26 protein-coding genes, 2 tRNA genes and 1 pseudogene are annotated in these 24,973 nt (G+C 72.0%); 12 read left to right on the plus strand and 17 right to left on the minus strand.

The window, feature by feature from the left end:
* Positions 1–31: 31 nt before the first annotated feature.
* Positions 32–212: pseudogene (locus ACMCNN_RS22600) on the plus strand (site-specific integrase); the annotation flags it as partial.
* A gap of 81 nt (positions 213–293) precedes the next feature.
* Here ACMCNN_RS22600 and ACMCNN_RS22605 read toward each other — a convergent pair.
* From ACMCNN_RS22605 to ACMCNN_RS22615, 3 genes are all read right to left on the minus strand, one after another.
* Positions 294–370, minus strand: a tRNA-Ile gene (locus ACMCNN_RS22605).
* A gap of 100 nt (positions 371–470) precedes the next feature.
* On the minus strand, positions 471–1,718 hold the full coding sequence (locus tag ACMCNN_RS22610) for an NAD(P)/FAD-dependent oxidoreductase (RefSeq protein ID WP_412742516.1): 1,248 nt from the start codon (positions 1,716–1,718) through the stop codon (positions 471–473).
* 125 nt (positions 1,719–1,843) lie between these two features.
* Positions 1,844–1,916: transfer RNA gene (locus ACMCNN_RS22615), tRNA-Asn, on the minus strand.
* A 187-nt stretch (positions 1,917–2,103) separates the two neighbouring features.
* Here ACMCNN_RS22615 and ACMCNN_RS22620 point away from each other — a divergent pair.
* Positions 2,104–2,430 carry a hypothetical protein gene (locus ACMCNN_RS22620; RefSeq protein WP_412742517.1) on the plus strand — a complete coding sequence of 109 codons (327 nt, stop codon included), beginning with the start codon at positions 2,104–2,106 and terminating at the stop codon, positions 2,428–2,430.
* Between the two features lie 94 nt (positions 2,431–2,524).
* On the opposite strand, the gene ACMCNN_RS22625 is transcribed toward ACMCNN_RS22620, so the two are convergent.
* The 9 genes from ACMCNN_RS22625 to ACMCNN_RS22665 all read right to left on the minus strand — a co-directional run bounded on the left by ACMCNN_RS22625 (position 2,525) and on the right by ACMCNN_RS22665 (position 11,963).
* On the minus strand, positions 2,525–3,694 hold the full coding sequence (locus ACMCNN_RS22625; protein WP_412742518.1) for a sugar phosphate isomerase/epimerase family protein: 1,170 nt from the start codon (positions 3,692–3,694) through the stop codon (positions 2,525–2,527).
* A 403-nt stretch (positions 3,695–4,097) separates the two neighbouring features.
* Positions 4,098–5,216, minus strand: a complete 1,119-nt coding sequence (locus ACMCNN_RS22630; RefSeq protein ID WP_412747244.1) for a YihY/virulence factor BrkB family protein — start codon at positions 5,214–5,216, stop codon at positions 4,098–4,100.
* 220 nt (positions 5,217–5,436) lie between these two features.
* Positions 5,437–6,246 carry an ABC transporter permease gene (locus ACMCNN_RS22635; RefSeq protein WP_412742519.1) on the minus strand — a complete coding sequence of 270 codons (810 nt, stop codon included), beginning with the start codon at positions 6,244–6,246 and terminating at the stop codon, positions 5,437–5,439.
* Positions 6,247–6,255: 9 nt separating this feature from the next.
* On the minus strand, positions 6,256–7,014 hold the full coding sequence (locus tag ACMCNN_RS22640; RefSeq protein ID WP_412742520.1) for an ABC transporter permease: 759 nt from the start codon (positions 7,012–7,014) through the stop codon (positions 6,256–6,258).
* Between the two features lies 1 nt (position 7,015).
* On the minus strand, positions 7,016–7,945 hold the full coding sequence (locus ACMCNN_RS22645; RefSeq protein WP_412742521.1) for an ABC transporter ATP-binding protein: 930 nt from the start codon (positions 7,943–7,945) through the stop codon (positions 7,016–7,018).
* A gap of 42 nt (positions 7,946–7,987) precedes the next feature.
* A complete protein-coding gene (locus tag ACMCNN_RS22650) occupies positions 7,988–8,515 on the minus strand; it encodes a hypothetical protein (RefSeq protein WP_412742522.1) in 528 nt (175 codons plus the stop codon).
* Positions 8,512–10,362 carry a DNA primase gene (gene dnaG, locus ACMCNN_RS22655; protein ID WP_412742523.1) on the minus strand — a complete coding sequence of 617 codons (1,851 nt, stop codon included), beginning with the start codon at positions 10,360–10,362 and terminating at the stop codon, positions 8,512–8,514. Before dnaG ends, ACMCNN_RS22650 begins: the two co-directional genes overlap by 4 nt.
* A 19-nt stretch (positions 10,363–10,381) precedes the next feature.
* Positions 10,382–11,599 (minus strand): deoxyguanosinetriphosphate triphosphohydrolase, encoded by a 1,218-nt coding sequence (locus ACMCNN_RS22660; protein ID WP_412742524.1) that lies wholly within the window; start codon positions 11,597–11,599, stop codon positions 10,382–10,384.
* Positions 11,600–11,609: 10 nt separating this feature from the next.
* Entirely contained in the window at positions 11,610–11,963 is a 354-nt protein-coding gene (locus ACMCNN_RS22665) for a VOC family protein (protein ID WP_412742525.1), read from the minus strand.
* 224 nt (positions 11,964–12,187) lie between these two features.
* Between ACMCNN_RS22665 and ACMCNN_RS22670 the strand changes: the two genes are divergently transcribed.
* The 4 genes from ACMCNN_RS22670 to ACMCNN_RS22685 all read left to right on the plus strand — a co-directional run bounded on the left by ACMCNN_RS22670 (position 12,188) and on the right by ACMCNN_RS22685 (position 15,437).
* Complete coding sequence (locus ACMCNN_RS22670; RefSeq protein ID WP_412742526.1) at positions 12,188–12,568, plus strand: hypothetical protein; 381 nt, start codon at positions 12,188–12,190, stop codon at positions 12,566–12,568.
* A 38-nt stretch (positions 12,569–12,606) separates the two neighbouring features.
* Positions 12,607–13,635 carry a DUF4388 domain-containing protein gene (locus ACMCNN_RS22675; protein WP_412742527.1) on the plus strand — a complete coding sequence of 343 codons (1,029 nt, stop codon included), beginning with the start codon at positions 12,607–12,609 and terminating at the stop codon, positions 13,633–13,635.
* A 90-nt stretch (positions 13,636–13,725) separates the two neighbouring features.
* The gene (locus ACMCNN_RS22680; protein WP_412742528.1) at positions 13,726–14,097 is read left to right on the plus strand and encodes a hypothetical protein; all 372 of its coding nucleotides are present in this window, start codon (positions 13,726–13,728) and stop codon (positions 14,095–14,097) included.
* 206 nt (positions 14,098–14,303) lie between these two features.
* Positions 14,304–15,437 (plus strand): MFS transporter, encoded by a 1,134-nt coding sequence (locus ACMCNN_RS22685; RefSeq protein WP_412747245.1) that lies wholly within the window; start codon positions 14,304–14,306, stop codon positions 15,435–15,437.
* Here ACMCNN_RS22685 and ACMCNN_RS22690 read toward each other — a convergent pair.
* The gene (locus ACMCNN_RS22690) at positions 15,426–16,379 is read right to left on the minus strand and encodes a polysaccharide deacetylase family protein (protein WP_412742529.1); all 954 of its coding nucleotides are present in this window, start codon (positions 16,377–16,379) and stop codon (positions 15,426–15,428) included. The genes ACMCNN_RS22685 and ACMCNN_RS22690 overlap by 12 nt on opposite strands.
* A 75-nt stretch (positions 16,380–16,454) precedes the next feature.
* A complete protein-coding gene (gene dusB, locus ACMCNN_RS22695) occupies positions 16,455–17,594 on the minus strand; it encodes a tRNA dihydrouridine synthase DusB (protein WP_412742530.1) in 1,140 nt (379 codons plus the stop codon).
* Between the two features lie 101 nt (positions 17,595–17,695).
* Here dusB and ACMCNN_RS22700 point away from each other — a divergent pair, with 101 nt between their 5' ends.
* The gene (locus tag ACMCNN_RS22700; RefSeq protein ID WP_412742531.1) at positions 17,696–18,655 is read left to right on the plus strand and encodes a S66 peptidase family protein; all 960 of its coding nucleotides are present in this window, start codon (positions 17,696–17,698) and stop codon (positions 18,653–18,655) included.
* Between the two features lie 83 nt (positions 18,656–18,738).
* Positions 18,739–19,164, plus strand: coding sequence for a GNAT family N-acetyltransferase (locus ACMCNN_RS22705; RefSeq protein WP_412742532.1), 426 nt, complete (start codon positions 18,739–18,741; stop codon positions 19,162–19,164).
* 520 nt (positions 19,165–19,684) lie between these two features.
* Here the strand turns inward: ACMCNN_RS22705 and ACMCNN_RS22710 are convergent.
* Genes ACMCNN_RS22710 through ACMCNN_RS22720 form a run of 3 tightly spaced genes read right to left on the minus strand, consistent with a single transcriptional unit; the run spans position 19,685 to position 22,043 of the window.
* A complete protein-coding gene (locus tag ACMCNN_RS22710; RefSeq protein ID WP_412742533.1) occupies positions 19,685–21,064 on the minus strand; it encodes a glycine--tRNA ligase in 1,380 nt (459 codons plus the stop codon).
* Between the two features lie 60 nt (positions 21,065–21,124).
* Positions 21,125–21,685: a hypothetical protein gene (locus ACMCNN_RS22715; RefSeq protein ID WP_412742534.1), complete on the minus strand. Its 561-nt coding sequence runs from the start codon at positions 21,683–21,685 to the stop codon at positions 21,125–21,127.
* Positions 21,686–21,701: 16 nt separating this feature from the next.
* Entirely contained in the window at positions 21,702–22,043 is a 342-nt protein-coding gene (locus ACMCNN_RS22720) for an antibiotic biosynthesis monooxygenase family protein (RefSeq protein WP_412747246.1), read from the minus strand.
* A 34-nt stretch (positions 22,044–22,077) separates the two neighbouring features.
* On the opposite strand from ACMCNN_RS22720, the gene ACMCNN_RS22725 reads away from it, so the two are divergent.
* From ACMCNN_RS22725 to ACMCNN_RS22740, 4 genes are read left to right on the plus strand one after another with little or no spacing between them, the layout of a single operon-like run.
* Complete coding sequence (locus ACMCNN_RS22725; protein WP_412742535.1) at positions 22,078–22,332, plus strand: DUF6703 family protein; 255 nt, start codon at positions 22,078–22,080, stop codon at positions 22,330–22,332.
* Positions 22,333–22,388: 56 nt separating this feature from the next.
* Positions 22,389–23,315 (plus strand): metal ABC transporter substrate-binding protein, encoded by a 927-nt coding sequence (locus ACMCNN_RS22730; protein WP_412742536.1) that lies wholly within the window; start codon positions 22,389–22,391, stop codon positions 23,313–23,315.
* On the plus strand, positions 23,312–24,097 hold the full coding sequence (locus ACMCNN_RS22735) for a metal ABC transporter ATP-binding protein (protein WP_412742537.1): 786 nt from the start codon (positions 23,312–23,314) through the stop codon (positions 24,095–24,097). Before ACMCNN_RS22730 ends, ACMCNN_RS22735 begins: the two co-directional genes overlap by 4 nt.
* Positions 24,097–24,972: a metal ABC transporter permease gene (locus tag ACMCNN_RS22740; protein ID WP_412742538.1), complete on the plus strand. Its 876-nt coding sequence runs from the start codon at positions 24,097–24,099 to the stop codon at positions 24,970–24,972. The genes ACMCNN_RS22735 and ACMCNN_RS22740 overlap by 1 nt, the downstream gene beginning before the upstream one ends.
* The last annotated feature ends 1 nt before the right edge of the window (position 24,973 follow it).

Genomic DNA, 24,973 nt, shown 5'->3' on the forward strand with positions numbered 1-24,973 from the left:
CCAAGACCGCTTCGTCCACCACGCCCGCCGGATCATGGTGCACGACGCGCGGCGTACCTGCGGATCTCTGCTGGCCGACCTGGACGTGCACCCCGGGTAGCCATGCAGATCTCCGGCACGCCAACTTCAAGATCACGATGGAGATCTACAGCCAGGTCACTGATCAGCAGACACGCGACGCCCTCAAGCGCCTCGGGGAGAGCTTGAGCCGAGGCCCCTGCTGTACCTTGCTGCTGTACGGGGCTCCCTCGACGCCACCTCACCGAGGAGATAAGGCCGCTGACCAGGCACGCTGGTGGGGCGGGCGGGACTCGAACCCGCGACCGAGGGATTATGAGTCCCCTGCTCTAACCCACTGAGCTACCGCCCCCATACCGGCGGCGATCCTATCCCGCGTGTCCGACTCCGAGCCACCGAGCCACGCTCCTCCCATGAACGCGTCCGGGCGCCTCCGCCCCCGAAACCGCAGTTCACACCGCCGCCGGAGCGGCTCCCAACATCGCCAGCACAGCCCCGGCCGTACGCCAGCCGCCGGCCAGTGCACCCTGGATGGACGGGCTGTCGCGATGGTCGCCCGCGACGAACAGTCCGTCGCCCAGGTCGACGGGCTTACGCAGGCGCCCTTGGGGCACCGGGGCGGCCGGCAGCGCCTCGGGCACCGAGGCGATGCTGATCAGATCCCAGTCGTCGGTGGGTACGCCGTAGATGCGGGCGAGTTCGGTGCGTACGACGGCCTCGGACGCTCCGGACGGTGCCGACACCCCGACGACGCTGGCGGCGATCAGGCTGCGGCCGGGTGGGGCGTACTCGGGGGCGGCGTTGCTCACGACGACCGTGTTCGCGATGATCTCCCTCCGGTCGCCGTCGATCAGGAGGGTGGGTTCGCCGATGGGCGGCTCAGCCGTACCGAAATAGTAGGTGGTCAGGCCGTGCATCCGCGGTCGCGGCAGTGCGGGCAGCAGGCTGGCCGCGGTGGCCGGGTCGGTGGCGACGATGATCGTGCGGGCGTGGATCTCGCCGCCGTCGGTGACCACCAGGCCGGGGCTGACCGACAGGGTACGGGCGCCGATGAGCAGCTGCGGGTACGGCAGCGGCCCGGCGACCGCCGCGGGCAGGGCGGCCATCCCGGCGGCGGGCACCCCGAGCCGTCCGCGGGCGAACGAGCGCAGCACCATGGCGAAGACGTGGCTGGAGGTGTCCAGCGCACGGTCGGCCAGCACGCCGGACAGGAATGGGCGGAGCACCTCTTCGATGATCCGGTAGGAGAGTCCGGCGCGGCGCAGCGCCTCTTCGGTGGTGGTCTCGGGCGCGTCGAGCAGCTTGCGTGGGTCGATGGTGGCGCACCGGGTCGCCAGCGCGCCGAATTTGAGCCGGTCGGCGAGGCTGCCGATGCCGGAGCCGAGGGTCTGCGGGGCGGCGAGCGGGTCGCGCAGCGGGTTCTCCAGGCGGTGCAGGGTGCCGCCGCGGCGCACGAGCACGCCGGGTGTGAAGTAGCGCAGGTCGAGGGCGCCGAGGTCGACCAGGGCGGGGAGCCGGGGGTACGCGGTATTGAGCACCTGAAATCCCCGGTCGAGCCGCCAGCCGTCCACGACGTCGGTGGCGACCCGGCCGCCGAGCCGGTCGGCTGCTTCGACGAGCAGCCAGTCGACGCCGGCGCGGTCGAGCCGGCGGGCAGCGGCCAGCCCGGCAAGGCCGCCGCCGATGATGGCAACGTCCACCTGTATGGGTTGGGACACCGGGCACCTCACCAACGGGACATTCGACGCGGAACCCAGCCTAACGTCGCGTGCCTCCGGGGGCAGGGCAAACAAAAACCCGCCCGGTGGGCGGGTGGTGAAAGAAGCTCCCCCGATTGGACTCGAACCAATAACCTGCCGGTTAACAGCCGGCTGCTCTGCCAATTGAGCTACAGGGGATCGCGGCCGACACCGGTTACCCGGCTGTCGTGGCGACGGATACACAGTACAGGACGCGGCGGACGTTGTGCGGGGCGGGTGTGGGACGCGCCGGATGGGTAAAACACGGGATGCGGGTGTGACGGACCGGCAGGATGGGTACGTACCACCGCAGACGCACGCGCGTCACCGAGTGGAAGGAGCCGCCATGCGCGGAAAGCTCATGTTCATCAGCGGTCTCGCGGCGGGCTTCGTCCTGGGCAGCCGCGCCGGCCGGGAGAAGTACGAGGAGATCCGGGCCAGCGCCAAGAAGCTGTGGGAGCACCCGAGCGTGCAGGAGGCCGCCGGCGTTGCCCAGGCTCAGGCGAACAAGTTGTACGCCGAGGGCAAGGACAAGCTCAATTCGTCGAAGCTGGGCGAGATGATGCACTCGGCGGAGAGCTCGGCCTCGGGAGGCTCGAACGCGCGCTCCGCGAAGGTCACGGCGTCCAGCGATTCGCTGTCCGGATCGAACAGCGCCGGTAAGACGTACTGACACCGCCGTGTGTGATCGGGGCCGTCCGGACCGGGCGGCCCCGATCTCTGTGCGGGGCGGGACGGCCCGGGTTGCGCGGGGAAAGGGTGGTGGGTCAGGCGGCGCGGGCCGTGGTGGGTGGTGACAGGCCGCGGCCGGTGAGTTCCGCGTGGGCGTACGAATACTCCGCCGCGATGGCGTCGGCCTGCGCGACCGGATCGGCCGACCAGCCCCGCGGTTGACCGGCGTCCGCCGCCGATCGGATCGGGTGCCAGGCGCCGGTGGCCACGTCGATGAACTCGGTGCCGGGGGTGTCCCCGGCCATCAGGTGGCGCACCGCGGTGCGCCACACCTCCGTGGTGGCGGTCAGGCTGGACCGGGCGGCGGTGCGCAGGGGCGCGGGACATCGGATCCGCCAGGGTCCGGGTGCGGCGGCCGCGAAGGCCCGGGGCAGGTCGTCGAAGTGGGCGCCGTCGGGGTTGGTGACCGGGTACTGACGATCATCGTCGAGGCGGACCTGCAGCGCGTCGGCGGCCTTGTCGGGGTCGGCGGCCTCGAGGGCGGCGGCGATGCGTGCCTGGACGATCGACAGCCCGGCGTCGGCGAGCCGGGTGAGCGCGTCGGCCGGGTCCTGCCAGCTGCAGGCGAGGTCGGCGAGGTCGAGGCAGATGCCGAGCCGGTCCTTGTCGGTGCGCGCGAGGGCGGTCGCGGTCTGTTCGGCGTTGCCCAGGACGTGGCCGGGAGCGGGCTGGAAGCCCACCCGGACGGCGCGGCCGGTCTGCCAGGCGATCTCGGCGAGTCCGCTGGAGAGCCGGCCGAGGATGCGAGCGCAGGATCGTTCGCGCTCGGCGTCCCAGGTGTCGCTGCGGCCCAGGCCGAGGGTGCTGACGGCGCCGCGGACGGTGTCGTCCGGCAGCAGGTCGACGAGGATGCGGGCGAGGTCGAGGGTGTACTCCAGCCGGGCGGGATCGCTCCAGTCGGGTTGACTACTGCGCGTAATCAGTTCGTCGTCGTACTGTACGCCGTTCAGGGTGACCACCTCGAGGCCGCGCGCGTCGAGCTCGGCGCGGAGGCGGATGCGGGCGCGGCCGTTGCCGGCGAGCAGGGCGGCGAGGGACGGCGGCAGCCAGAGCCCGAGCCCGAGGGTGTCGACCTCCAGCCGGGCACGCACGGCGTTCGCGTACGTGTCGAGCTGGGCGATGAGGGTGGCGAGGTCGCGGGCGGGCGGAAGGTCGAGGTCGCAGGCGAGGTGCACGATCCGGCCCGAACGGTGGCGCAACCGCATCAGTGTCCTCCCGGGACCAGGGCCTCGCCGATGCAGATGCACGTGCATCGGCTCGTGCTCGGGACTCCAGTATGGACTGGTCGATCGTGGACTTCCGACGCGTGCGTGGCGGACCACAGCGTTGCCATGACGCCTCCATCCGTGGGTTGCTCGTCCCGGGATACGCGGGTGGGCGGCTCGCCGGATCACCGGCAGGTGCGAGGAGCGGCGCCGCGACCGGCGAGAACGCGACCCCGGCGAGGACCGTACATCGTCGCCTGTCTATCAGCTTGCCCGCGGTGACCTGCTCCGGAAAGCCGTGGGGACAAGTCGGCACACCACGGAGAGCGACGACCGCCGTGCATCAAATGCACGTTCGGACACGATCACTCCACCGGGGGACGAGACACCCGGCGCGGGCGCGCTACCGCGTACCCGCGTCCGCGGTGCTGCGCGTGCTGAGGCCCTTCTCGCTGCCCTTCTTCAGCTTGCGGTCATCGCGCAGCTGCAGGAACGGCTCGTCGTCGGGCGAATGGCCCGCCGCGATGGCGCGGCCGCGTTCCAGTTCGGCGTCCAGCTCGGCGCCGAGCAGGATCGCGATGTTCGAGATCCACAGCCACACCAGGAAGGCGATGACGCCGCCCAGGGTGCCGTACGTCTTGTTGTAGTTGGCGAAGTTCGCCAGGTAGATCGCGAAGGCCGCCGAGGCGACGACCCACAGCACGACGGCGAAGATGCCACCGGGGCTGACCCACCGGAAGCCGCCCGTCTTCGCGTTCGGCGAGGCCCAGTACAGGATCGCGAACATCAGGCTGACCAGGATCACCAGCACCGGCCACTTGACGATGTTCCAGGTGGTGACGGCGGCGCCGCCGAGGCCGATCTTGTCGCCGACGACGTGGGCGAGCTGGCCGGTGAAGACCACGATGACGGCGGAGAGCATGAGCATGATGCCGATGACGGCGGTGACGCCGACCCGGATCGGCAGCGTCATCCAGATCGGGCGGCCCTCGGGCACGTCGTAGATGGCGTTCGAGGCGCGCATGAACGCGGCGATGTAGCCGGACGCCGACCAGAACGCGACCACCAGACCGATGATCGCGGCCAGCCCTGCCGTGCCCGGATCCTTCACCTGCCCCAGCACCGTGTCGACGAGGCTCTGCAATTGATCGTTGGGCGCGATCTGGTGGACCGTGTCCTGGACGGTCTGCTGCCCGTTCGAGCTGAGCATGCCCGCGATCGACACCAGCACCAGGGCCGCCGGGAAGATCGACAACACGCCGTAGTACGTCAGCGCGGCCGCCCAGTCGGAGATGTTGTCCTGCGAGAACTGCTGGAAGGTCCGCTTGAGGGCGGCTCGCTTGCCGCCGCGTGGCAGGTCCAGCGGCCCGTGCGGGCCCTCGTCGGGCCCGGGAGGCGACTGCCGGGAGCCCGCGGCCGCCCCGGCACGGCCCGGGGAATCGGAGCGGTCCCGGGCGTCGGTGGCCGCGTCCGGGCGGTCGAATCCCGTCACGTTGCGGTTGGTGTCGCGCGCCGCGGCCATGGCGGCCCGCACCTCATCGGTGCTCTCGTCGGACCTGCGAAAGAGCTTCATGGCGGGGCTTCCCTCCGGACCCGTGCGCGTCTGCGTCTGCCCGGCCGCCGCCCGCACGAACCGGTGCCGCGTGCCGGCGTACGACCTGCCCACCTGATTCCCGCCACCAGTCTGGTCTAATCCCGCCGCCGATCATCGCGACTACCACCAACGGGTGGGCGGGTCGCGCTCACTTGCACAGCAGGCGCTCCATCCGCCGGCCCGCGACCACCAGTCCCACCGCCAGCAGCACCAGCAGGTACGCCACGTCGGCGAGCTGGCTCGGCGTGAACACCCCGGTGGTGATCCCCCGGATCAGATGCACAGAGCGGTACAGCGGGGTCAGCTCCACGATCCAGCGCAGCAGCGCGGGGTACGCCTGAGCGGGCACGAACGTCCCGGAGAACAGGAACAGTGCGAACTGCACCGCCACCATCAGGTCGAAGTCCTGCCAGCTGCGCAGAAACGTGGACAGGGCCATCCCGCCCGCGCCGAACGCGAAGCCCACCAGCACGGCCGCCGCGAACGCGATCAGCGCCAGCCCGACGGTGGTCAGGCCCATCGCCACCATGACCACGAGGAAGGCCGCGGCGTACATGTTGCCGCGGATCATGGCCCAGGCCAGCTCGCCGGAGGCCACCTCGATCGGCCGGACGGGGGTGGCCAGCATCCCGTCGTACAGCCGCATGTACTTCATCTTTCCGAAGAAGTTGAAGGTGGTCTCGGCCAGCGCCCCGCTCATCGCCGACGACGCCAGCATCGCCGGGGCCACGAACGCCGCATACCCGACCACCCGGCCGTCCGGCAGCGTCAGGTCACCGACCAGGGCGCCCACGCCGACGCCGATCGAGAACAGGTACAGCACCGGCTCCAGAAAACCGGAGAGCAGCACCACCCAGTACGCGGTGCGCAGCGCGGCGACGTTGCGCTCCACCACCGACGCCGAGCGGCGCCCGGCACCCTCGAAGGACACCAGCCGCGGCAGCACCAGAGTCACCATCACGTCCCCTCACACCACGAGCCGGCGGTGGAACCGCCGGTATGCCAGCCACCACCCGGCGCCCGCCCACACCGCCAGGTACGCCACATGCCCGGTCACCGGCCACGCGGGAGCGACCCCCAGAGTGGCGGCCCGGCTCAGATCCACGGCATGCCACAGCGGCAGCGCGTACGCCACCCAGCGCAGCACCTCCGGCAGCGAGGCGACAGGGAAGAACACCCCGGAGAACAGCGACATCGGCAGCACCCCGAGCCGGAACAGGATCGCCAGGTAGCTGTCGCTGCGCACGGCGGACGCGTACGCGAAGGTCGGTGTGGCCACCGCGAGCCCGACCAGCGCGCCCACCAGCACGGTGGCCGGGGCCCACCACGAGTGCATCGTGCCGAACGCCGTGGCGATCAGCAGGAAGGCGGCCGCGGCGGTGACCGCGCGGAATACGACGAACGCCAGGTGCCCGGCGAGTATGTCGGCGACCCGCGGCGGGGCGGCGGCCTGACCGAAGTAGGCCCTCGTCCATTCGAAGTTGCCGAACACCGGCCACGCCGAGTCACCGATCGCCACCTGCGCGGCGGTCGAGGCGATCAGCCCGGGCACCATCCAGTCCAGATACGGCACCCCGTCGACGCCGCCGGTGACGTACGCGCCGACGCCCACCCCGAAGCCGAGCATGGTCATCAGCGGCAGCACGAACGACGACAGCACGCTGGAGCGCCAGATGCGCCGGTAGCTGGTCAGGTGGTACTCCAGCACCGAGAGGGTCGCGGTCATCTCAGTCCACCAGCGTCCGGCCGGTCAGGTGCAGGAAGACGTCCTCCAGGCTGCTGCGGCGCACCAGCACGCTGGCCGGGGCGAGCCCGCGCCGGTGCACCTCGGCCACCGCCTCGTCGCCGTCCGCCACATACAGCAGGACCCGGTCGGGCAGCACCTCGACCCGCTCCCCCACACCGTCCAGCTTGTCCGCGGAGACCTCCCGGGACTCCACGTGGAACCGCAGCTCCACCACCTCGCGGGTCGCGTGCCGCTCGATCAGCGCCCGGGGCGAGCCCTCGGCGACGATCCGGCCGCCGTCCATCACCACGAGGCGGTCGCACAGCTGCTCGGCCTCGTCCATGTAGTGCGTGGTCAGCACCAGGGTGACGCCGCGCTGCTTGAGCCGGAACAGCCGCTCCCACACCAGGTGCCGGGCCTGTGGATCCAGGCCCGTGGTGGGCTCGTCGAGCAGGATCAGCTCGGGCTCGTTGACCAGGGCGCGGGCGATCGTGAGGCGACGCTTCATACCGCCGGACAGCGGCTCCACCCTGCTGGTCGCCCGCTCGCCGAGCTGCACGAAGTCGAGCAACTCCGCGGCGCGGGCGCGGGCCACCGTGCGCGGGATGCCGAAGAACCGGGCGTAGGTCGTCAGATTCTCCCGGACGGTCAGCTCCGGGTCGAGATTGTCCAGTTGCGGGCACACGCCGAGGCGCGCCCGGATCGCGGGGCCCTCGCGGCGCGGGTCCCGGACGAGGATGCGCAGGACGCCGTCGGTCGGCGGGGACACGCAGCCGATCATCCGCATGGTGGAGCTCTTGCCGGCGCCGTTGGGCCCGAGGAAGCCGAACGACTCGCCGGGCAGCACGTCGACGTCGATGCCGTCGACCGCGGTGAAGTCGCCGAACCGTTTGACCAGGCCACGCGCGTGGATGAGGGGTTGGTCGCTCACCCGGCCGACCCTAGTGAGGGGGTCTGACATCGTGCGCGGCGTTCACGGTGGCGGGGCGGTCGCCTCCTGCGCGACGCCGACCAGTTCGTCGGTCAGCTGGATCACCGGTTCGGCGTCCACGGGGGTGCCGGAGTCGTAGCGTACGGACCAGCTCAGGCCGTCGACGCCGCTCACCCGCCGGCCCACCACCCGCACCCCGCCGGGCGCGAGCGCGTGGTGCGAGGTGTACGCCACCGAGCGGGTCACCCGGGCGCGTACCTGATCGGGCAGCTCCCCCGGCTCCAGTAGCAGGCACGTCACGACCGGCCCGTCCTCCAGCACGGTGTAGCCGTCTCGCTGCTCGGCCACCTCGGCCGGGGTGATCCGCAGCTCCCGCCCGGACCACGCCGCCTTGTGGATCTCGTGCCAGCCGAGCCGGGGCCGGTCGGGCAGCCACAGTCCCTGGTTCGTCGCGACCGCGACCGGGCCGCCGGGCTCGCCCACGTACGCCCACGCCAGCACCCGCTCCTCGGGGTGCAGGGCGGGCCGGAGTGCCGCGGGCAGCTTCGGGCGTCGTCGTAGCAGCTTCACAGTCCACCTGCCGCCTGTTCGCGCAGCGCGCGCGCGTGTTGTTCCAGCGAGAAGAGTTCCCCGGCCAGGGCCAGGTACTCGTCCTTGTGTGCCACCGGGTTGACCCGCTGCACCTTGGACTTCAGATCCCGGATCCGGGTGGTCACCGCGCCCACCTGCAGCCGGGCCAGCGTCACCTGCACGTACCGGGGGTCGGGGTCGCCGTCCAGGCGCAGCGGTTCCACCGCCAGCTCGCCGACCAGCGCCTTGCCGCCCAGGTCCGCGCATGCGTCCCGGACCGCCTCGATCCAGACCGCGCCGCCGGTGGCCGCGGCCGTGCCGCCCGCCTCGGCGATGGCGATGCGCACGGCCTGCAGCACCGGATGGCCGTAGGTCTCCGGGCCCAGCGCGTCGAACATCGGCCCGGCCAGCACGGGGACCTGCAGAGCCAGCTTCAGCGCCTCGCGTTCCACCAGCCGCTGCGGGCTGTCGGTGGGCTGCGCGGGGACCCGCGGCGAGGGGGCGGGCGACTCGCCACCGGCCGCGGCGGCCACGGCCCGTTGCACCGGCTCGATGTCCATGCCGAGATCGCCGGCGAGCTTTCGCGCGTACTCGGGGCGCTTCTCCCGGTCTTTGATCTTCGCGACCAGCGGCGCGGCCCTGCGCATCGCCTCGACCCGGCCCTCGACGGTGTCGAGGTCGAAGCGGGACAGCACCTGGCGCAGCGCGAAGTCCACCAGCGGCTCGCGGCGCGCGACCAGGTCGCGAACGGCCAGGTCGCCCTTGGCCAGGCGCAGCTCGCACGGGTCCATGTTGTCCGGGCTCACCGCGATGAAGGTACGACCGACGAAGCGCTGATCCTCCTCGAACGCCCGCAGCGCCGCCTTCTGCCCGGCCGCATCCCCGTCGAACGTGAAGATGATCTCCCCGGCGAAGCTGTCGCTGTCCATCAGCAGGCGCCGCAGCACCCCGATGTGGTCCGCGCCGAACGCGGTACCGCAGGTCGCCACCGCGGTCGGCACGCCCGCCTCGTGGCAGGCCATCACGTCTGTGTAGCCCTCGACGATCACGGCGCGGCCCTGCCGGGCGATCTCCCGCTTCGCGTGGTCGATGCCGTAGAGCACATGGGACTTCTTGTACAGCGGCGTCTCGGGGGTGTTCAGGTATTTCGGGCCGTCGTCATCCTCGAACAGCTTGCGGGCACCGAAGCCGATCACGTCGCCGGTCAGGTCGCGGATGGGCCAGATCAGGCGGCGCCGGAAGCGGTCGATCAGCGAGCCGGAGCGGGCCGGTTTCGCCAGCCCCGCGCTGGTCAGCTCGTCGGCCGTGAAGCCCTGCTGGCGCAGGTGCTTCGTCAGGTTGTCCCAGCCCTCGGGGGCGAAGCCGCAGCCGTAGCTCTGCGCCGCCTCGCGGCCGAAGCCGCGCTGGGCGAGGAATTCGCGGGCCACCCGCGCGGCCGGGGTGCCGAGCTGCTCACGGTAGAAGTCGGCCGCCGCGGCGTGCGCCGCGACCAGGCGCTGCTTCTGGCCCGCGGCCGGGCGCGGGCCATTCTGGGTACGGCCGGTCTCCTCGTAGCGCAGCTGGATGCCCGCCTTGCCGGCGAGGCGCTCGACCGACTCGATGAACGTCAGGTGCTCGGCGTCCATGAGGAACTTGATCGCGTCGCCGCCCGCCCCACAGCCGTGGCAGAAGTAGACATTTCGGGCAGGCGACACGGTGAAGGACGGGGTCTTCTCGTCGTGGAACGGGCACAGGCCCTTGAGGTTGCCGCCGCCCGCCGAGCGCAGCGTCACCGTCTCGTTGATCACCTCGGCGATCGAGGTACGGTCGCGGACCAGCGCGATGTCCTCATCCCTGACCCTGGCCACCGGTACATCCTGCCCTGAGCTAGCCGGCGTCCGCCACGAGGGTGCGGTGCCACGCCACCGCGCCGTGATCGGTCAGTGACGCGACCTGATCGATCACCACTCGCAGGCGCGCGGCGTCGTCCGTGGCGGCCTTCCACAGCGGGGCGAACACCGGATCCAGGTGCTCCGGCGCGCGCCGGGTCAGCACCTCGACCAGCTCGGTCAGGATCTGCCGCTGCCGCTCGTACCACTGCTCGGCGGCGCGGGCGCGCATCACGTAGCGCAGAGCCACGCCCTTGAGCAGCGCGCACTGGTGACGCACCGTACGGGGGACGATCAGGTCGGCGGCGTAGCGGCGTACCGGATCGGTGCCGTACCGGCTGGTGGTGGCGCCGATCGCGGAGGCCACGAACCGGCCCGTGAGCACGCTGGTCATCCGCTTGAGCGCGATCTGCGCGGTGAACCCGCCGTCGTAGTCGGCGACCGCGCGGACCACCTCGTCGGCCAGCAGCTGATCGAGGACGCCCGCCAGCGCGTCGGCCGGCTCGTCGGCGTACGCGGCGGCGGCGTCCGCGCACAGGGCGGCGCGCTCGTCCGGGTCGTCGAGCAGCGGGCGCAGCGCCACGTACCCGCCGTGGATGCCGTCCTCGACGTCGTGCACGGAGTACGCGACGTCGTCCGCCCAGTCCATGACCTGCGCCTCCAGGCAACGGCGTTCGCCGGGCGGGGCGCCCGCGCGGATCCACGCGAAGACCTCGGCGTCGTCGGCGTACACGCCGAACTTGCGGGTGCCGGGCCTGCGGGGCCACGGGTACTTGCAGGAGGCGTCCAGCGAGGCGCGGGTGAGGTTGAGGCCCGCACCGGCGACCTTGGCCTCCAGGCGGGAGAGCACCCGCAGGGTCTGTGCGTTGCCCTCGAAACCGCCGCACGGCTGGGCGACCGCGTCGAGGGCCTGCTCGCCGTTGTGACCGAACGGCGGGTGCCCGAGATCGTGGGCGAGCCCCGCGACGTCGACGACGTCCGGGTCGCAGCCCAGCCGGGCGCCCATCTCGCGGGAGATCTGCGCGACCTCCAGCGAGTGCGTCAGCCGCGTACGCAGGAAGTCGTCGGACCCGGCGGTGTGCACCTGCGTCTTCGTGGCCAGCCGCCGGAACGCGGCCGAGTGCAGCACGCGGGCACGGTCGCGCTCGAACGGGGTACGCCCGTACCCGCTGTCCTTCGCGGGCTCGGGAACCCAGCGGTCGGCGTCCGCGGTCACGTCGTCGAGACTAGGGCGTCCGGGCACGCAGCACGCAGAACTCGTTGCCCTCCGGGTCGGCCAGCACGACCCAGGTCTGCTCACCCTGGCCGATGTCGACCGGCCGGGCGCCCATGTCGACGAGCCGCTCGACCTCGGCCTCCTGGTCGTCGGGGCGCAGGTCGAGATGGATCCGGTTCTTTGTCGTCTTCCCGTCCGGCACGGTGAGGAACAGCAGCCCGGGCAGGGCATCCGGGGTACGGCGGATCTCCACCTCGTCCGGTTCCTCGTGGACGATCTGGTAGCCGAGCGCCTCCGCCCACCAGCGCGCCAGGCGTGCGGGATCCTCCGAGTCCACGACGACCTGTTCCCAGTGGCTGGCCATGCGGCTCCTCCCGTCTCGAAGGTGGAGATCATGCTACGCGCCACGGCCCGGCAGCGCCCGCCGTGGCGGTCACGGCCGGTGACGCACAGCGGGTGCGACTGGCGTCCGGCGGGTGGCAAGAGGATGGCCCGCGCAGGAGCACGGCCGAGGGCGCCATCCACGCCCGGACCTCCCGCCGGCGGCCGGAGCAGGGGGAACGGCGGGAGCTTGGGCTGAGGAGAGATGTGCCCGGCGTCGACAACTGTCTGCGGGAGGCCATGGCGATTCCGGGCGCGATCGGCGCCGGCATCGTCGACTACACCACGGGGTTTCCGGTCGCCACCACCGGCGCGGCACCCAACTCCGATCACCACGCCACGGCGGCGGGCACGGCCGAGGTGCTGCAGGCGGCCAACAGCCGGTCGCTGTTCGTGTCCGCCGTACCGAATGACCTGCTGGAAGACCTGATTATCACCACCGCCGTGGGATACCACCTGCTGCGCCCCGTGCAAACCGACTTCGACAGCCGGCTGGTGCTGTACGTGTGGCTGGACCGCGTGCACGGCAACCTCGCGGTGGCGCGGCGCCTGATGCAGCGGCTCGCCCACGACCTGGTCGTCACCTGAGCCCGGTCCCGATGACAGAACGGACAGGAGAGACCCCGATGGCCGAGACCGCGGCGCCCGGACGGCTGCTGCGGACGGCCGCCGCCGAGCGGTGGACCGGCGCGCTGGTCGTCACGGGCCGTCCGGGCGGCACGCTCTACCTCACCGACGGGGTCGTCACGTACGCGGAGTCACCCGCCGCGCCCGGCGTGGGTGAGCTGCTGACCGCCTCGGGTCGCCTCGCGGCGCGCACCTGGCAGAGCGCGCTCGACCTCGGGACCGCGGCGGCGCGGGTCGGACAGCTGCTGCTCGACCAGGGCCATCTCACCCGGGGGGAGCTGGAGCTGTGCGTGCACGGCGCGACGTACGACGCGGCGTACTTCGCGCTGGGCCCGGTGGCGAGTGGGGTCGAGTTCGTGGCCGGGCAGGTGCACTGGCTGGGCGCGGTGGTGTGGATCGACGCGGGCGCGATGGAGCACGAGTCCCAGCGGCGGCAGCGGCTGCTCGATGAGATCTTCCCGTACCCGCAGATCGACTCGGCGCCGGTGACCCTGGCGACCCGGCTCGGCGTCGAACGGGTCTGGCTGACCGCGCCGCAGTGGGAGCTGATCGTGCACGCGGACGGCCAGCGCACCCCGGCCGACCTGGCTCAGCTGCTCGGCCGGGCGGGCTACGCGACGGTCCAGGAACTGCGCCGGCTCGGCGCGCTCGGGCTGCTGGAGGTGCCGGTGCCGCCGGAACGCCCGGCGGGGCGCCCGGAGTTCGTCCGGCTGCCCCCGGTCCGGGGTGCCGCCGTGGACGTCACCCGGCCGATCGTCGCCGCCGACCGCGGAAGCGCCGCGGTGCCCGCCGACCGGCCGATCACCGCCGTGCCGGACGAGCACCCGACCGCACGGATCCCGGCCGCCGTCGTCCGCGGGATCCACGCGCCGCAGGACGGCTCACGGGTGCCGCCGCCGGACCTGGCCCGGCGGGAACCGGGCGCCCGGCTACCCGCGGAGCTGGGCGGCGGCGCGACGGCGGAGCCGACCGGCGCCGACGAGCTCCTGCTGAAGCGCATCCGCAGCGCGCTGAGGGCGCTGCGGTGACGGAGCCCGATGACACAGCACCGCACCACCCGGCGCCGCCGGCACCAAGGACCGGCGCGACCGCACCCCTTCCCCGACGGAGGCAACACCGTGGCTGACATGGACACCGCCCTCAAAGAGATCATGGACATCGACGGCACCATCGGCGTCGCCCTGGTGGACCACACCAGCGGCATGGCCCTGGGGACCCTCGGCGGCGGCAAGGACCTCGACCTGACGGTCGCCGCCGCGGGCAACACGGACGTGGTACGCGCGAAGCTGCGTGCGATGGAGATGCTCAACCTCTCCGAGACGATCGAGGACATCCTCATCACGCTGGACACGCAGTACCACATGATCAGGCCGCTGACCGGCCGCGGCGGCAAGGGCCTCTTCCTGTACGTGGCCCTGCGCCGCGACCGCTCCAACCTGGCGCTGGCCCGCCACCAGCTCCGGCGCATCGAGGCCGAGCTCGACGTGTGAGCCGACCGGCCCGGGGCGGGCGATGACGGCGAGCGCACTGACCGGGGAAATGCCGGTTGACGGTACGGCCCGGGCGGTGCGATGGTCGCGGCATGGCCGACGCCACGCGACACCCGAATTGACCTGAGGGCGGCCGCGCCGCCCAGTCCCTGACCCGGCGCCTGTACGCGGTCCGCGGATGCGAGGAGGGCATCCTCCTCTACCCGCTGTACGCGCTGCTGTTCGCCGACGCCGGGCTGTCCACGGCCCAGATCTCGTCGTTGTTCGTGATCTGGTCGGTCGTGTCGTTCGTCTGCGAGGTCCCGTCCGGTGCATGGGCCGACGCCTGGTCGCGCCGCCGCCTCTACGCGCTGGGCTCCTTCCTGATCGCCGCGGGGTACGCCACCTGGACGCTGTGGCCCGCGTACCCCGGCTTCGCCCTGGGTTTCGTGTTGTGGGGCGTCGGCGGGGCGATGCAGTCCGGCACCCTGGAGGCGCTGGTCTACGACGAGCTGGCCGCGGTCGGCGCCGACGACGCGTACGCCCGGGTGACGGGTCGCGCGGGCACGGTCGGGATCCTGGCCATGCTCGCGGCCACCACCCTGGCCTCCCCCGCGTACGCGCTCGGCGGCTACCCGCTGGTCGGTGCGCTCAGCGTCGCAGTGCCCGTGGTGGGTGGGTGGCTCGCGCTCGGGTTGCCGGAGATGCCGCGCCGGGAGTCGTCCGACGAGTTCGGCGGCGTGCGCGGGTACGCCGCCACGCTCGCCACGGGCCTGCGGGAGGTACGGGGCAGCCGTTTCGTCGCCCGGACCGTGGCCCTCGCGGCGCTGGTGCCGGGGTTCACCGCGCTCGACGAGTACCTGCCGCTGTTGTCCCGTACCGCCGGCGCACCGACCGCTCTGGTGCCGTTGCTGTTCGCGCTGCCCGCGCTGGGCATGGCGGCGGGCAGCGCGCTGGCCGGCCGGTGGGCGGCGATCGGACCGCGCCGTCTGGCGGCGGTGCTGACCGGGGCCGCCGCGCTGCTGGCGGCCGGTGCGCTCAGCCGGCAGCTGGCGGGCATGGTGCCGATCGCGGTGGCGTTCGGGGCGCTGCAGTTCGCCATCGTGGTCACCGAGACGCGGCTGCAGGAGGTGATCGGCAGCCGGACCCGGGCGACGGTGCTGTCGGTGAGCGGGTTCGCGGCCGAGGTGTGCGCGGTCCTGCTCTACGCCGGGGTGGGCGCGGGCGCCGCGATCGTGCCGGTGCCCGTGCTGGTCGCGTGCTGCGCGGTGCCGTTGCTGGCCACCGGTCTCATGGCCGCCCGGTGGCTGCCGGTCCACCGGGTGGGAGAGCCGTCCCCGATGGACGGTTCACGCCAGTAGTTCGCCGAGGGTGACGAGTTCGAATCCGCGATCGCGCAGCTGCTTGATGACCGAGGGCAGCGCGACGGCGGTCTCCGGGGCGTTGGCCTCGGTGATGTGCAGGACGACGATGGAGCCGGGCCGGGCCTGCGCCACCGTGTCCGCCGCGATGCGCTTCGGATCCGCGCCGAACGCGTCGCCGGACACGTCGTCGTACTCGACCACGGTGCAGCCCACCGGGGCGATCGCGGCCAACGCCGCCTTGTCGTAGCAACCGCCCGGGAACCGGAAGTACCGGCTGGGGTGGTCGGTGAACCGGCCGATCACCTGGAACGACCGTTCGACGTCGGCCGCCATGGCGGCGCGGTCGAGGGTGCCGAGGTCGTAGCAGCCGGGCCGGAACCCCTCGTGCGCCCAGGAGTGGCTGGCCAGCTCGAAACGCGGGTCGGCGGCGATCCGCCGGGTCAGCTCCGGGTACGCCTCGATCCACTTGCCGGCCAGGAAGAACGTCGCGGGCGTACGGGTCCGCTGCAGCTCGTCGACGACGGCGGTGTTCGCGTACGACTTGACCTTGCGGGCGGCGAGCCGGCGCAGCATCGCGTCGGTCATGTTCGAGTCGAAGGTGAGCGCGATGCGTTTGCGGTTGCGGGGCCCGTGGAAGACGACGGGCGCCAGGGTGCCCCGCGGTACCGCGCCCCGGCCGGCCGGCGGGGGCAGCGCGGCGATGCTCGCGCCGGGCACCGGGCTCGCCTCACCCAGCTCGGCTCCGGCAGCACGACCGGCGTTCGGGTCGGCGAGGCCGATCGGCGCGGGTGCGGCGGCGGCCGACGGAGAAGCCGTGACCTGTGGCGACACCGGCGCCGGAGAGCCGACGGCAGGCCGCGGCGCCGCGCCGGGCTGGCATCCGGCGAGCGCCACGGTCAGGATCAGGGCGGCCGCGGTACGGCGGTGACGGTCGTTCACAGCCGTCGAACCCTATCCGTTCACGACAACCGATGCGAAAGGTTCGACGCAGGGTTCCCGGCCTGCGACGCAACGTCAGCCACCGGAGTCGTCCATCTCGGCGCCGTCGGGCACGGTGTCGTCGTCGCGGCTGTCCAGCCAGCCGTACGGCAGGGACACCTTGCCGGGGGCGTTGATCCGGCCGCGCGGCTGGCCGAGCGACTCCGGCGGGAACGGGATCTCCGGGTCCAGCTTGCCGAGCAGGTCCTCCAGCTCGGCCAGCGACGAGATCATGGCGAGGCTGCGGCGCAGGTCCCCGCCGACCGGGAAGCCCTTCAGGTACCAGGCGACGTGCTTGCGGAAGTCGGCGCAGCCGTGCCGCTCGTCCTCCAGTGCCTGCACCAGCAGGCGGGCGTGCCGGGCCATGATCGCTGCGACCTCGCCGAGGGTCGGCAGCGCCTGCGAGGGGGTACCCGCGAACGCGGCGGACAGGTCCGCGAACAGCCACGGGCGGCCCAGGCAGCCGCGACCCACCACCACCCCGTCCGCGCCGGTGTGCGCCACCATGCGCATCGCGTCGGCGGCCTCCCAGATGTCGCCGTTGCCGAGCACGGGCACGTCGAGCGCCTGCTTGAGGGTGGCGATGGCATCCCAGTCGGCGTTGCCGGAGTAGCGCTGCTGGGCCGTACGCGCATGCAGGGCCACCGCGGCGACGCCCGCCTCCTGCGCGATCAGTCCGGCCTCGACGTACGTCAGATGGTCGTCGTCGATGCCCTTGCGCATCTTCACCGTGACCGGGATGCCGGCGGGCGCGGCCGCCGCGACGGCCTGCCGGACGATGCGGCCGAACAGCCGACGCCGCCACGGCAGCGCCGAGCCGCCACCACGCCGGGTGACCTTGGGTACGGGGCAGCCGAAGTTGAGGTCGATGTGGTCGGCGAGGCCCTCCTCGGCGACCATCCGCACGGCGGCCGCGGTGACGTCGGGGTCGACGCCGTAGAGCTGCAGGCTGCGGAAGTCCTCGTCCGGGGCGAACGCGATCATCTTGAGCGTCTTGGGGATGCGCTCGACGAGTGCCCGCGTCGTGATCATCTCGCAGACGTAGACACCACCGCCCTGTTCACGACAGAGGGTGCGAAAGGCGACATTGGTGATGCCGGCCATCGGCGCGAGCACCACGGGCGGCCATACCTCATGCCGCCCGAGGGCCAGCGGGGATGTCACAGCGAGAGTCACCCCGCCATTCTCCCCGACCGGCCGGTCACCACGTCCGCCCGGAGACATCCCCCACACGTGAGCCGCTCCATCAGCGCGGGCCGCTCCATTAGCCTGGCGCGATGGCAACCCAGTCCGACGGCGGGACGGCGTCCACCGCCGGGAAGTCCAGGATCGGCCACCCGCTGCTGCGGCCCGCGGCGCTGCGGCCCGGGGACGTCGTGCAGCTGGTCGGCACCTCCGGGTGGGTCCACGCGGATCGCGCCGCCGCGGCGATGTCGGCGCTGGCCGCCTGGGGACTGCGGCCCCGGCTGGGCGAGAACGCCCTGAAAACCCACTACTACCTGGCCGGCACCGACGAGGAACGCCTGGCCGACCTCAATGCCGCCTTCCGCGATCCGGAGGTACGCGCCGTCATCTGCCTGCGCGGCGGCTACGGCGCGCAGCGCATCGTCGACGGGCTCGACGTCGACGCGGTGCGTGCCGATCCCAAGCTCTTCATGGGGTTCTCCGACATCACCGCGCTGCACGTCGCCCTGTGGTGCGAGGCAGGGCTGTCCACAGTGCACGGACCGCGGCTGTCGAATCTGCACGACGGCGCCCGCCGGGCGCTGATGACCACGGACCCCGTCGTCGTGGCCGCCGACGAGAAGGAGGACACCGTCGGCGTCCGCGTCCCCGGCCGTGCGGAAGGAACCCTGCTCGGCGGCAACCTGACCATGCTGGCCACCACGGTGGGCACCCGCCACCGGCTCGACCTCACCGGTGCGATCCTGCTGATCGAGAACGTGAGCGAGGAGCCGTACCGCGTCGACCGCTCGATCGTGCAGCTGAAGCGGTCCGGCTGGCTCGACGGCGTGGCGGGTGTCGCGCTCGGCCAGTTCACCGAGTGCGAGGACGACGACGAGAGGTCACCGACCGTGCAGCAGGTCCTCGCCGAGCAGTTCGGCTCGCTCGGCGTTCCGGTGCTCGGGGGCCTGCCGATCGGCCACGGCGACGAACAGGCCGTCGTCGCCCTCGGCGTCCCGGCCGTCCTCGACGCGGATGCGGGCACCCTCACCACCCAGCCAGCCGGCGTGTGACGGGCGTGCGGGTGACCTGTCCGGCGGCCACGGATGCGCGACTGGCTACTTCGTGATCGTCTTTCCGCCGCGACAATGGACGGGTGAGCGACTACCGCCTGAGCGAAGACCCGTCCGACCTCGACCTGGACCATGTCGTCCGGTGGATCAGCACCGACGCCTACTGGGCCAAGGGACGCACGGCCGAGGTGGTCGAGCGCTCATTCGCCAACTCGGTGCCCGTCGGCCTCTACGCCAGTGACGGACAGCAGGTCGCGGTGGCCCGCATCGTGTCCGACATGGCGACGTTCGCCTGGCTGTGTGACGTGTACGTCGACCGCGAGCACCGTGGCCGCGGCCTCGGCACCATGCTGGCCAACTGGACCGTCGAGTGGGCCGGGCGTCACGGCATCAAGCGCGTCGTGCTTGCCACGGTCGACGCGCACGGCGTGTATGCGAAGGCGGGGTTCGTGAAGGTCGCCCACCCGGAACGCTGGATGGAGATCGATACCCGGCCACCGTTCGGCTAGCGGGTGCCCGCCGGCGTAGGAGTACCGGCAGCAAGCAGAGCAGCCGTCGTCAGGCCACCATCAGTTCATCAGTTGACTTCCCGCCCCGCATCAGTCCAATAGTCGAACTGACGAACTGACGATTAGACTGACGGGAGCCTGATGGACGCGCTCAGGCACTTGCCGACCCGCTAGATGACCTTCGGCGCGTTGGCTCGGACACCGCCACGATCGAGGCGAAACGAGCGCAGAAGGGTTTGCCACAGGATCTCTGGGAGTCCGCTGAGCGCGTTCGCCAATTCAAGCGGTGGGCTGCTCCTGCTCGGCGTGGATGAACGATCCGGATTCACCGTCACCGGCGTCGATGACCCCGGAAGCTTCGCAGCGCCGGCAGGGTGGAACTCATCGGCAAGGAACGGAGCAAGAACGCCCTGTGGCGCGCGATGGAGCCCTGAGCAGGTCCCTGACGCTGACGCGAGGGCGATGATCACGATGCCCATCCCGCGTGGCCCGGCGGAATCCGGGCCACGCGGGGCGGCGCTCAGCAGCCGGGGAGGCGGTCGATCAGGTAGCGCTCGATCTGGTCGAGCGACACCCGCTCCTGCTGCATCGTGTCCCGGTCCCGGACGGTCACCGCGTTGTCCGTGAGCGTGTCGAAGTCGACGGTGACGCAGAACGGCGTACCGATCTCGTCCTGGCGGCGGTAGCGGCGGCCGATGGCCTGCGCGTCGTCGAACTCCACGACCCACCGCTTGCGCAGCGTGGCGGCCAGCTCCTTGGCCTTCGGCGACAACTCCGGGTTACGCGACAGCGGCAGCACGGCCACCTTGATCGGGGCCAGCCGGGCGTCGAAGCGCATCACCGTACGCTTGTCGACGCCACCCTTGGTGTTGGGCGCCTCGTCCTCGTCGTACGCCTCCAGCAGGAAGGCCAGCACCGCGCGGGTCAGGCCCGCCGCGGGCTCGATCACGTACGGCACCCAGCGCTCGCCCTTCTCCTGGTCGAAGTACGACAGGTCGACGCCGGAGTGCTTCGAGTGGGTGGAGAGGTCGAAGTCGGTGCGGTTGGCGATGCCCTCCAGCTCGGCGAACTCGGTGCCGCCGAACATGAATTTGTACTCGATGTCGACGGTGCGCTTCGAGTAGTGGGAGAGCTTCTCCTTCGGGTGCTCGAACAGCCGCATGTTGCCCTCGGACAGGCCGAGGTCGCGGTACCAGTTCCAGCGCTCCTGCAGCCAGTACTCGTGCCACGTCTCGTCGGAGCCGGGCTCGACGAAGAACTCCATCTCCATCTGCTCGAACTCGCGCGTACGGAAGATGAAGTTGCCCGGCGTGATCTCGTTGCGGAAGCTCTTGCCGACCTGCGCGATGCCGAACGGCGGCTTCTTACGGGCGGCCGTGGCCACGTTGTTGTAGTTGACGAAGATGCCCTGGGCGGTCTCGGGGCGCAGGTAGTGCAGGCCCTCGTCGCTCTCCACCGGGCCCAGGTAGGTCTTCATCAGGCCGTTGAACATCTTCGGCTCGGTGAAGGTGCCCTTGTTGCCGCAGTTCGGGCAGTTCAGCTCCTGCAGCGAGGCGGGCGCCTTGCCGTGCTTGGCCTCGTACGCCTCCTCCAGGTGGTCCGCGCGGAACCGCTTGTGGCAGGACTGGCACTCGGTCAGCGGATCGACGAACGCGTCGAGGTGGCCGGAGGCGGCCCACACGTCACGGGACAGGATGACGGCGGAGTCCAGGCCGACGATGTCGTCGCGCTGCTGGACCATGGTGCGCCACCACTGGCGGCGGACGTTCTCCTTGAGCTCCACGCCGAGCGGACCGTAGTCCCACGCCGAGCGCGTGCCTCCGTAGATCTCGCTGGAGGGAAAAACGAAGCCCCGGCGCTTGGCCAGGCTGACGACGGCGTCTATACGGTCGGCGGGCATGTTCCTCCTACGCCGGCTGGATTGTCGGCGGGGATCTAGTGAATTGGACGAGTCAGGAGATTACTCCTCGACGCCGCAGACCTGGAAAGCGCCCGTGTCGGGGCTCTGATCCAGGTAGACCTCGAGGCGGTTGGTGCTGCCGTCGGTGTAGGTCACGTCGACCGGCACGGTGAGCTGCACCGCGGTCAGGTCGACGTCACCCACGTCGTACGACGAGATCTTGTCGGTTTCGCTCTGCGCCGCGGTGAATTCGGCCTTGCTCTGGCGCTGCTTCTCACTGTCGCATTGCATGTCGTACGCATCAGCGTATTTGCCCTGCTCGACCGCGTCGAAGTATTTGCCGATGACGACGTGGGCCTGTTCGTTGATCGCCCGGGTCATCACCGCGCCGAGCCCGACGGCCGCCGCGAAGGCGCCGCCGCAGACGAGCACCACCACCGCCGCCCCGATGCCCAGACCGAGGCCGATGCGGCGCCCGCGCCCCTCCACGGGCGGCGCGGGGAACGGCGGGTAGACCCCGGGACCGGGTGGCGGCTCCGGCGGTGCGGCAGGAATCTCGACGCCGATGGGTGGAGGCGGGCCCGCCGGGGGTGGCGGGTAGGCCGCGGGCGCCGTGGTCATGCGCCCAGCCTAGTGCTCAGCGCCAGGGCTGCGCGGCCCGGTCGCTGGGCGTGATCCGCACCGGCTCACCGGGGGCCGCGTCGGCCAGCGTCTCGAACGCGGACGGTTCGTCGATCGATTCGCTGAGCAACGGGATCGACCGCATTTTGACGTCGAAATCGCCCAGGGCGCGCCGGTAGGCTCCGACCGATTCCCACTCGGTGACCAGCGTCCAGTGGGCGGGGTCGTCGAGGGCGCGGGTCAGCCGGCCGGAGCGGTATCCGGGGCGGGCGGCCAGCGCCTCCAGGGCGGCGTGGGCCCGCTCGGCGAAGGCGTCCTGCGTGTCCGGGGGGATCAGGAACCGGTTGAGCACCAGCATGGCCGTCAGCGTACGCACTGCAGATGAGGTTGCCGTGGCACCGTCCGAGAAGCTGCTCCGCCGGCTCGCCGCTGTCAACCCGACGACGGCGTTCATCGTCGCCCTGGTCCTGCTGCTGGCCGGGCTGTTCCTGCCGGGGATCGTGGGCGCCGCGCTGCTGGTGCTGCTGGCCGCCGCGGCGGCGGGGCTGACGTTCACCACCTGGCCGGTGCAGGCGCCCGCGACCCGGGTGATCCGGGTGTTGCTGCTGACCGCGCTGCTGGTCGTGGCGCTGGCGAAGGCGCTGTGACGGGTGCACTCATGCGTTTTTGACAATCATTGTCATTATCACCCACAGTTGACTACGTGACGCGTTTCCGGCTCCTGCTCGCCGCCGTGGCCGTCGTCGCCCTCGGCGCGGCCACCGGCTGCACCGCCCGGGCGGGCGGCGCGGCGGACGAAGCGCTGCGCGTCGTCACCGCGTTCTACCCGCTGCAGTTCCTCGCCCAGCGCATCGCCGACGCGCCCGCGGTCGGCAACCTCACCAAACCGGGCGCCGAACCGCACGACGTCGAGCTGAACCCGCGCCAGGTCGCCACGATCGCCGACGCCGACCTGGTCGCGTACCTGAAGGGTTTCCAGCCCGCCGTCGACCAGGCCGTCGCGCTGGAGGCGCGGGGCCGGGCCTTCGACGCGGCCACGGCCGTGCCGCTGCTGCCGCTGGCCGGAGCCGACCCGGAGCCCGGCGGCGGGGACTCCGCCCGGCTGTCGGGGGGCATGGACCCGCACGTCTGGCTCGACCCGCAGCGCTTCGCCACCATCGCCGACCAGCTGGCCGCGCGGCTCGGGCAGGCCGACCCGGCGCATGCGGCCGACTACACCGCGCGGGCCGCGACAGTGCACCGCGACCTGGACGCGCTCGACCACGAGTACGCGGCGGGCCTGGCCACCTGCGCCCGGCGCGAGATCGTCACCGGCCACAGCGCCTTCGGCTACCTGGCCCAGCGGTACGGCCTGACCCAGGTCGGCATCACCGGCGTCACCCCGGAGGGTGAACCGTCGCCGCGACGGCTGGCGGACGTGGCCGCCGAGGCCGAACGCACCGGCACCACCACGATCTTCTTCGAGACGCTGGTCAGCCCGAAGGTCGCCGAGACCGTCGCCCGCGAGGTCGGCGCCCGGACCGCCGTCCTCGATCCGCTGGAGGGGCTGACCGAGCCCGGAGAGGACTACTTTTCCGTGATGCGCCGCAACCTCACCGCCCTGCGTACCGGCCTGGGGTGCACGTCGTGAGCGCCCCCGTCCTGTCGGTGCGGCACGCCGCTGTCGCGTACGGCGGGCGTACCGTGCTGCGCGACGTCACGCTGGACGTGGCGCCCGGCAGCGTGGTCGCCATCCTCGGCGCCAACGGCTCAGGCAAGTCCACCCTGATCCGTACGGTGCTGCGCCTGGTCCCGCTGGCCGGCGGGGAGATCGACCTGTTCGGCGTGCCCCAGCAGCGCTTCCGCCAGTGGGCCCGGATCGGGTACGTGCCGCAGCGCGTCGGCGTCACCGGCGGGGTCCCGGCCACCGTGGGCGAGGTGGTCGCCTCGGGGCGGCTGGCCCGCCGGGGCATCCTGCGCCCGCCGCGCGCCGCCGACCGCGAGGCCGTCCGCGCCGCCCTGGCCGACGTGGAGCTGGCCGACCGGGCGGACGACCCGGTCGCCACGCTGTCGGGCGGCCAGCAGCAGCGCGTCCTCATCGCCCGGGCCCTGACGGGGCAGCCCGACCTGCTCGTGCTCGACGAGGCCACGGCCGGGGTGGACGCGGCCAGCCAGGAGGCGTTCGCGCAGACCCTGGGCCGCTTCGCCGGGGGCGGCGGCACGGTGCTGCTGGTGGCGCACGAGCTGGGGCCGCTGCAGCCGCTGATCGACACGGCCGTCGTGGTGCACGAGGGCCGGATCGCGCACCAGGGCGCGGTCCCCGAACCCGCGGGCCACCACGCCGACCCGGGCCACGACCACGTGCACCCGCACGCCGAGGAACCGCGCGGCGGGATCTGCGTGGCGCCCACCGACCGGATGGCGGCGAACTGATGGACCTGTACGCCTACGACTTCATGGTGCGGGCGCTGCTGGCCGCGCTGGTCATCGGGCTGGTCGCCCCGGCGCTCGGTGTCTACCTGGTGCAGCGGCGGATGTCGCTGATCGGCGACGGGATCGGGCACGTCGCGCTGACCGGCGTCGGGGTGGGGCTGCTGTTGCACCAGTCCCCCGTGATCACCGCCGTGGTGGTGTCCGCGGCCGGGGCCGTCGGCGTCGAGCTGGTCCGCCAGCGCGGGAGCACCTCCGGCGATCTCGCCCTGGCCCTGCTCTTCTACGGCGGCATCGCGGGCGGCGTCATGCTGGTCGGGCTGTCGCCGGACAGCACCAGCGCCAACCTCGTGCAGTACCTGTTCGGGTCGCTGGTCACCACGTCGCCGCAGGACCTCGCGGTGATCGCGGGTCTTGGCGCCGCCGTCCTGGTCGCGATGCTGGCGTTGCGGCCCGCCCTGTTCGCGGTCTGCACCGACGAGGAGTACGCGCGGGTGTCCGGCCTGCCCGTCCGTACGCTGAATCTGCTGATGGCGGTGACCACCGCCGTGACCGTCACGATCGCCATGCGCACCGTGGGGCTGCTGCTGGTCAGCGCGCTGATGGTGGTGCCGGTGGCCGCCGCCCAGCAGATCACCAGCGGGTTCCGGACCACCATGACCGTGGCCATGGTCATCGGCGTGGGCGCGGCCGCCGGCGGGGTGTGGCTGTCCGGCGCGATCGACACCGCGCCCGGCGCGACCATCGTGATCCTGGCGATCGCGGCGTTCGTCGCGCTGACCGTGGGCGCCGGGACGTGGCGGGCGCTGCGCCGCCGGGCCACCCCGGCCACCCCGGAGCGGGTCGCCGAACCACCCGACGTGGTATTGCACGGATGAG

It is taken from the genome of Krasilnikovia sp. MM14-A1004, from assembly GCF_047159485.1.
Taxonomy (GTDB): domain Bacteria; phylum Actinomycetota; class Actinomycetes; order Mycobacteriales; family Micromonosporaceae; genus Actinoplanes.

Excerpts from the sequence above, each read along its gene's own strand:
- ACMCNN_RS22740 (WP_412742538.1), top strand. The coding sequence starts at position 24,097 with ATGGACCTGTACGCCTACGACTTCATGGTGCGGGCGCTGCTGGCCGCG.
- ACMCNN_RS22720 (WP_412747246.1), bottom strand. The coding sequence starts at position 22,043 with ATGCTGGTGCTCAACCGGTTCCTGATCCCCCCGGACACGCAGGACGCC.
- ACMCNN_RS22675 (WP_412742527.1), top strand. The coding sequence starts at position 12,607 with ATGGCCGAGACCGCGGCGCCCGGACGGCTGCTGCGGACGGCCGCCGCC.
- ACMCNN_RS22630 (WP_412747244.1), bottom strand. The coding sequence starts at position 5,216 with ATGGCCGCGGCGCGCGACACCAACCGCAACGTGACGGGATTCGACCGC.
- ACMCNN_RS22715 (WP_412742534.1), bottom strand. The coding sequence starts at position 21,685 with ATGACCACGGCGCCCGCGGCCTACCCGCCACCCCCGGCGGGCCCGCCT.
- ACMCNN_RS22635 (WP_412742519.1), bottom strand. The coding sequence starts at position 6,246 with ATGGTGACTCTGGTGCTGCCGCGGCTGGTGTCCTTCGAGGGTGCCGGG.
- ACMCNN_RS22625 (WP_412742518.1), bottom strand. The coding sequence starts at position 3,694 with ATGCGGTTGCGCCACCGTTCGGGCCGGATCGTGCACCTCGCCTGCGAC.
- ACMCNN_RS22700 (WP_412742531.1), top strand. The coding sequence starts at position 17,696 with ATGGCAACCCAGTCCGACGGCGGGACGGCGTCCACCGCCGGGAAGTCC.
- ACMCNN_RS22620 (WP_412742517.1), top strand. The coding sequence starts at position 2,104 with ATGCGCGGAAAGCTCATGTTCATCAGCGGTCTCGCGGCGGGCTTCGTC.
- ACMCNN_RS22665 (WP_412742525.1), bottom strand. The coding sequence starts at position 11,963 with ATGGCCAGCCACTGGGAACAGGTCGTCGTGGACTCGGAGGATCCCGCA.
- ACMCNN_RS22640 (WP_412742520.1), bottom strand. The coding sequence starts at position 7,014 with ATGACCGCGACCCTCTCGGTGCTGGAGTACCACCTGACCAGCTACCGG.
- ACMCNN_RS22710 (WP_412742533.1), bottom strand. The coding sequence starts at position 21,064 with ATGCCCGCCGACCGTATAGACGCCGTCGTCAGCCTGGCCAAGCGCCGG.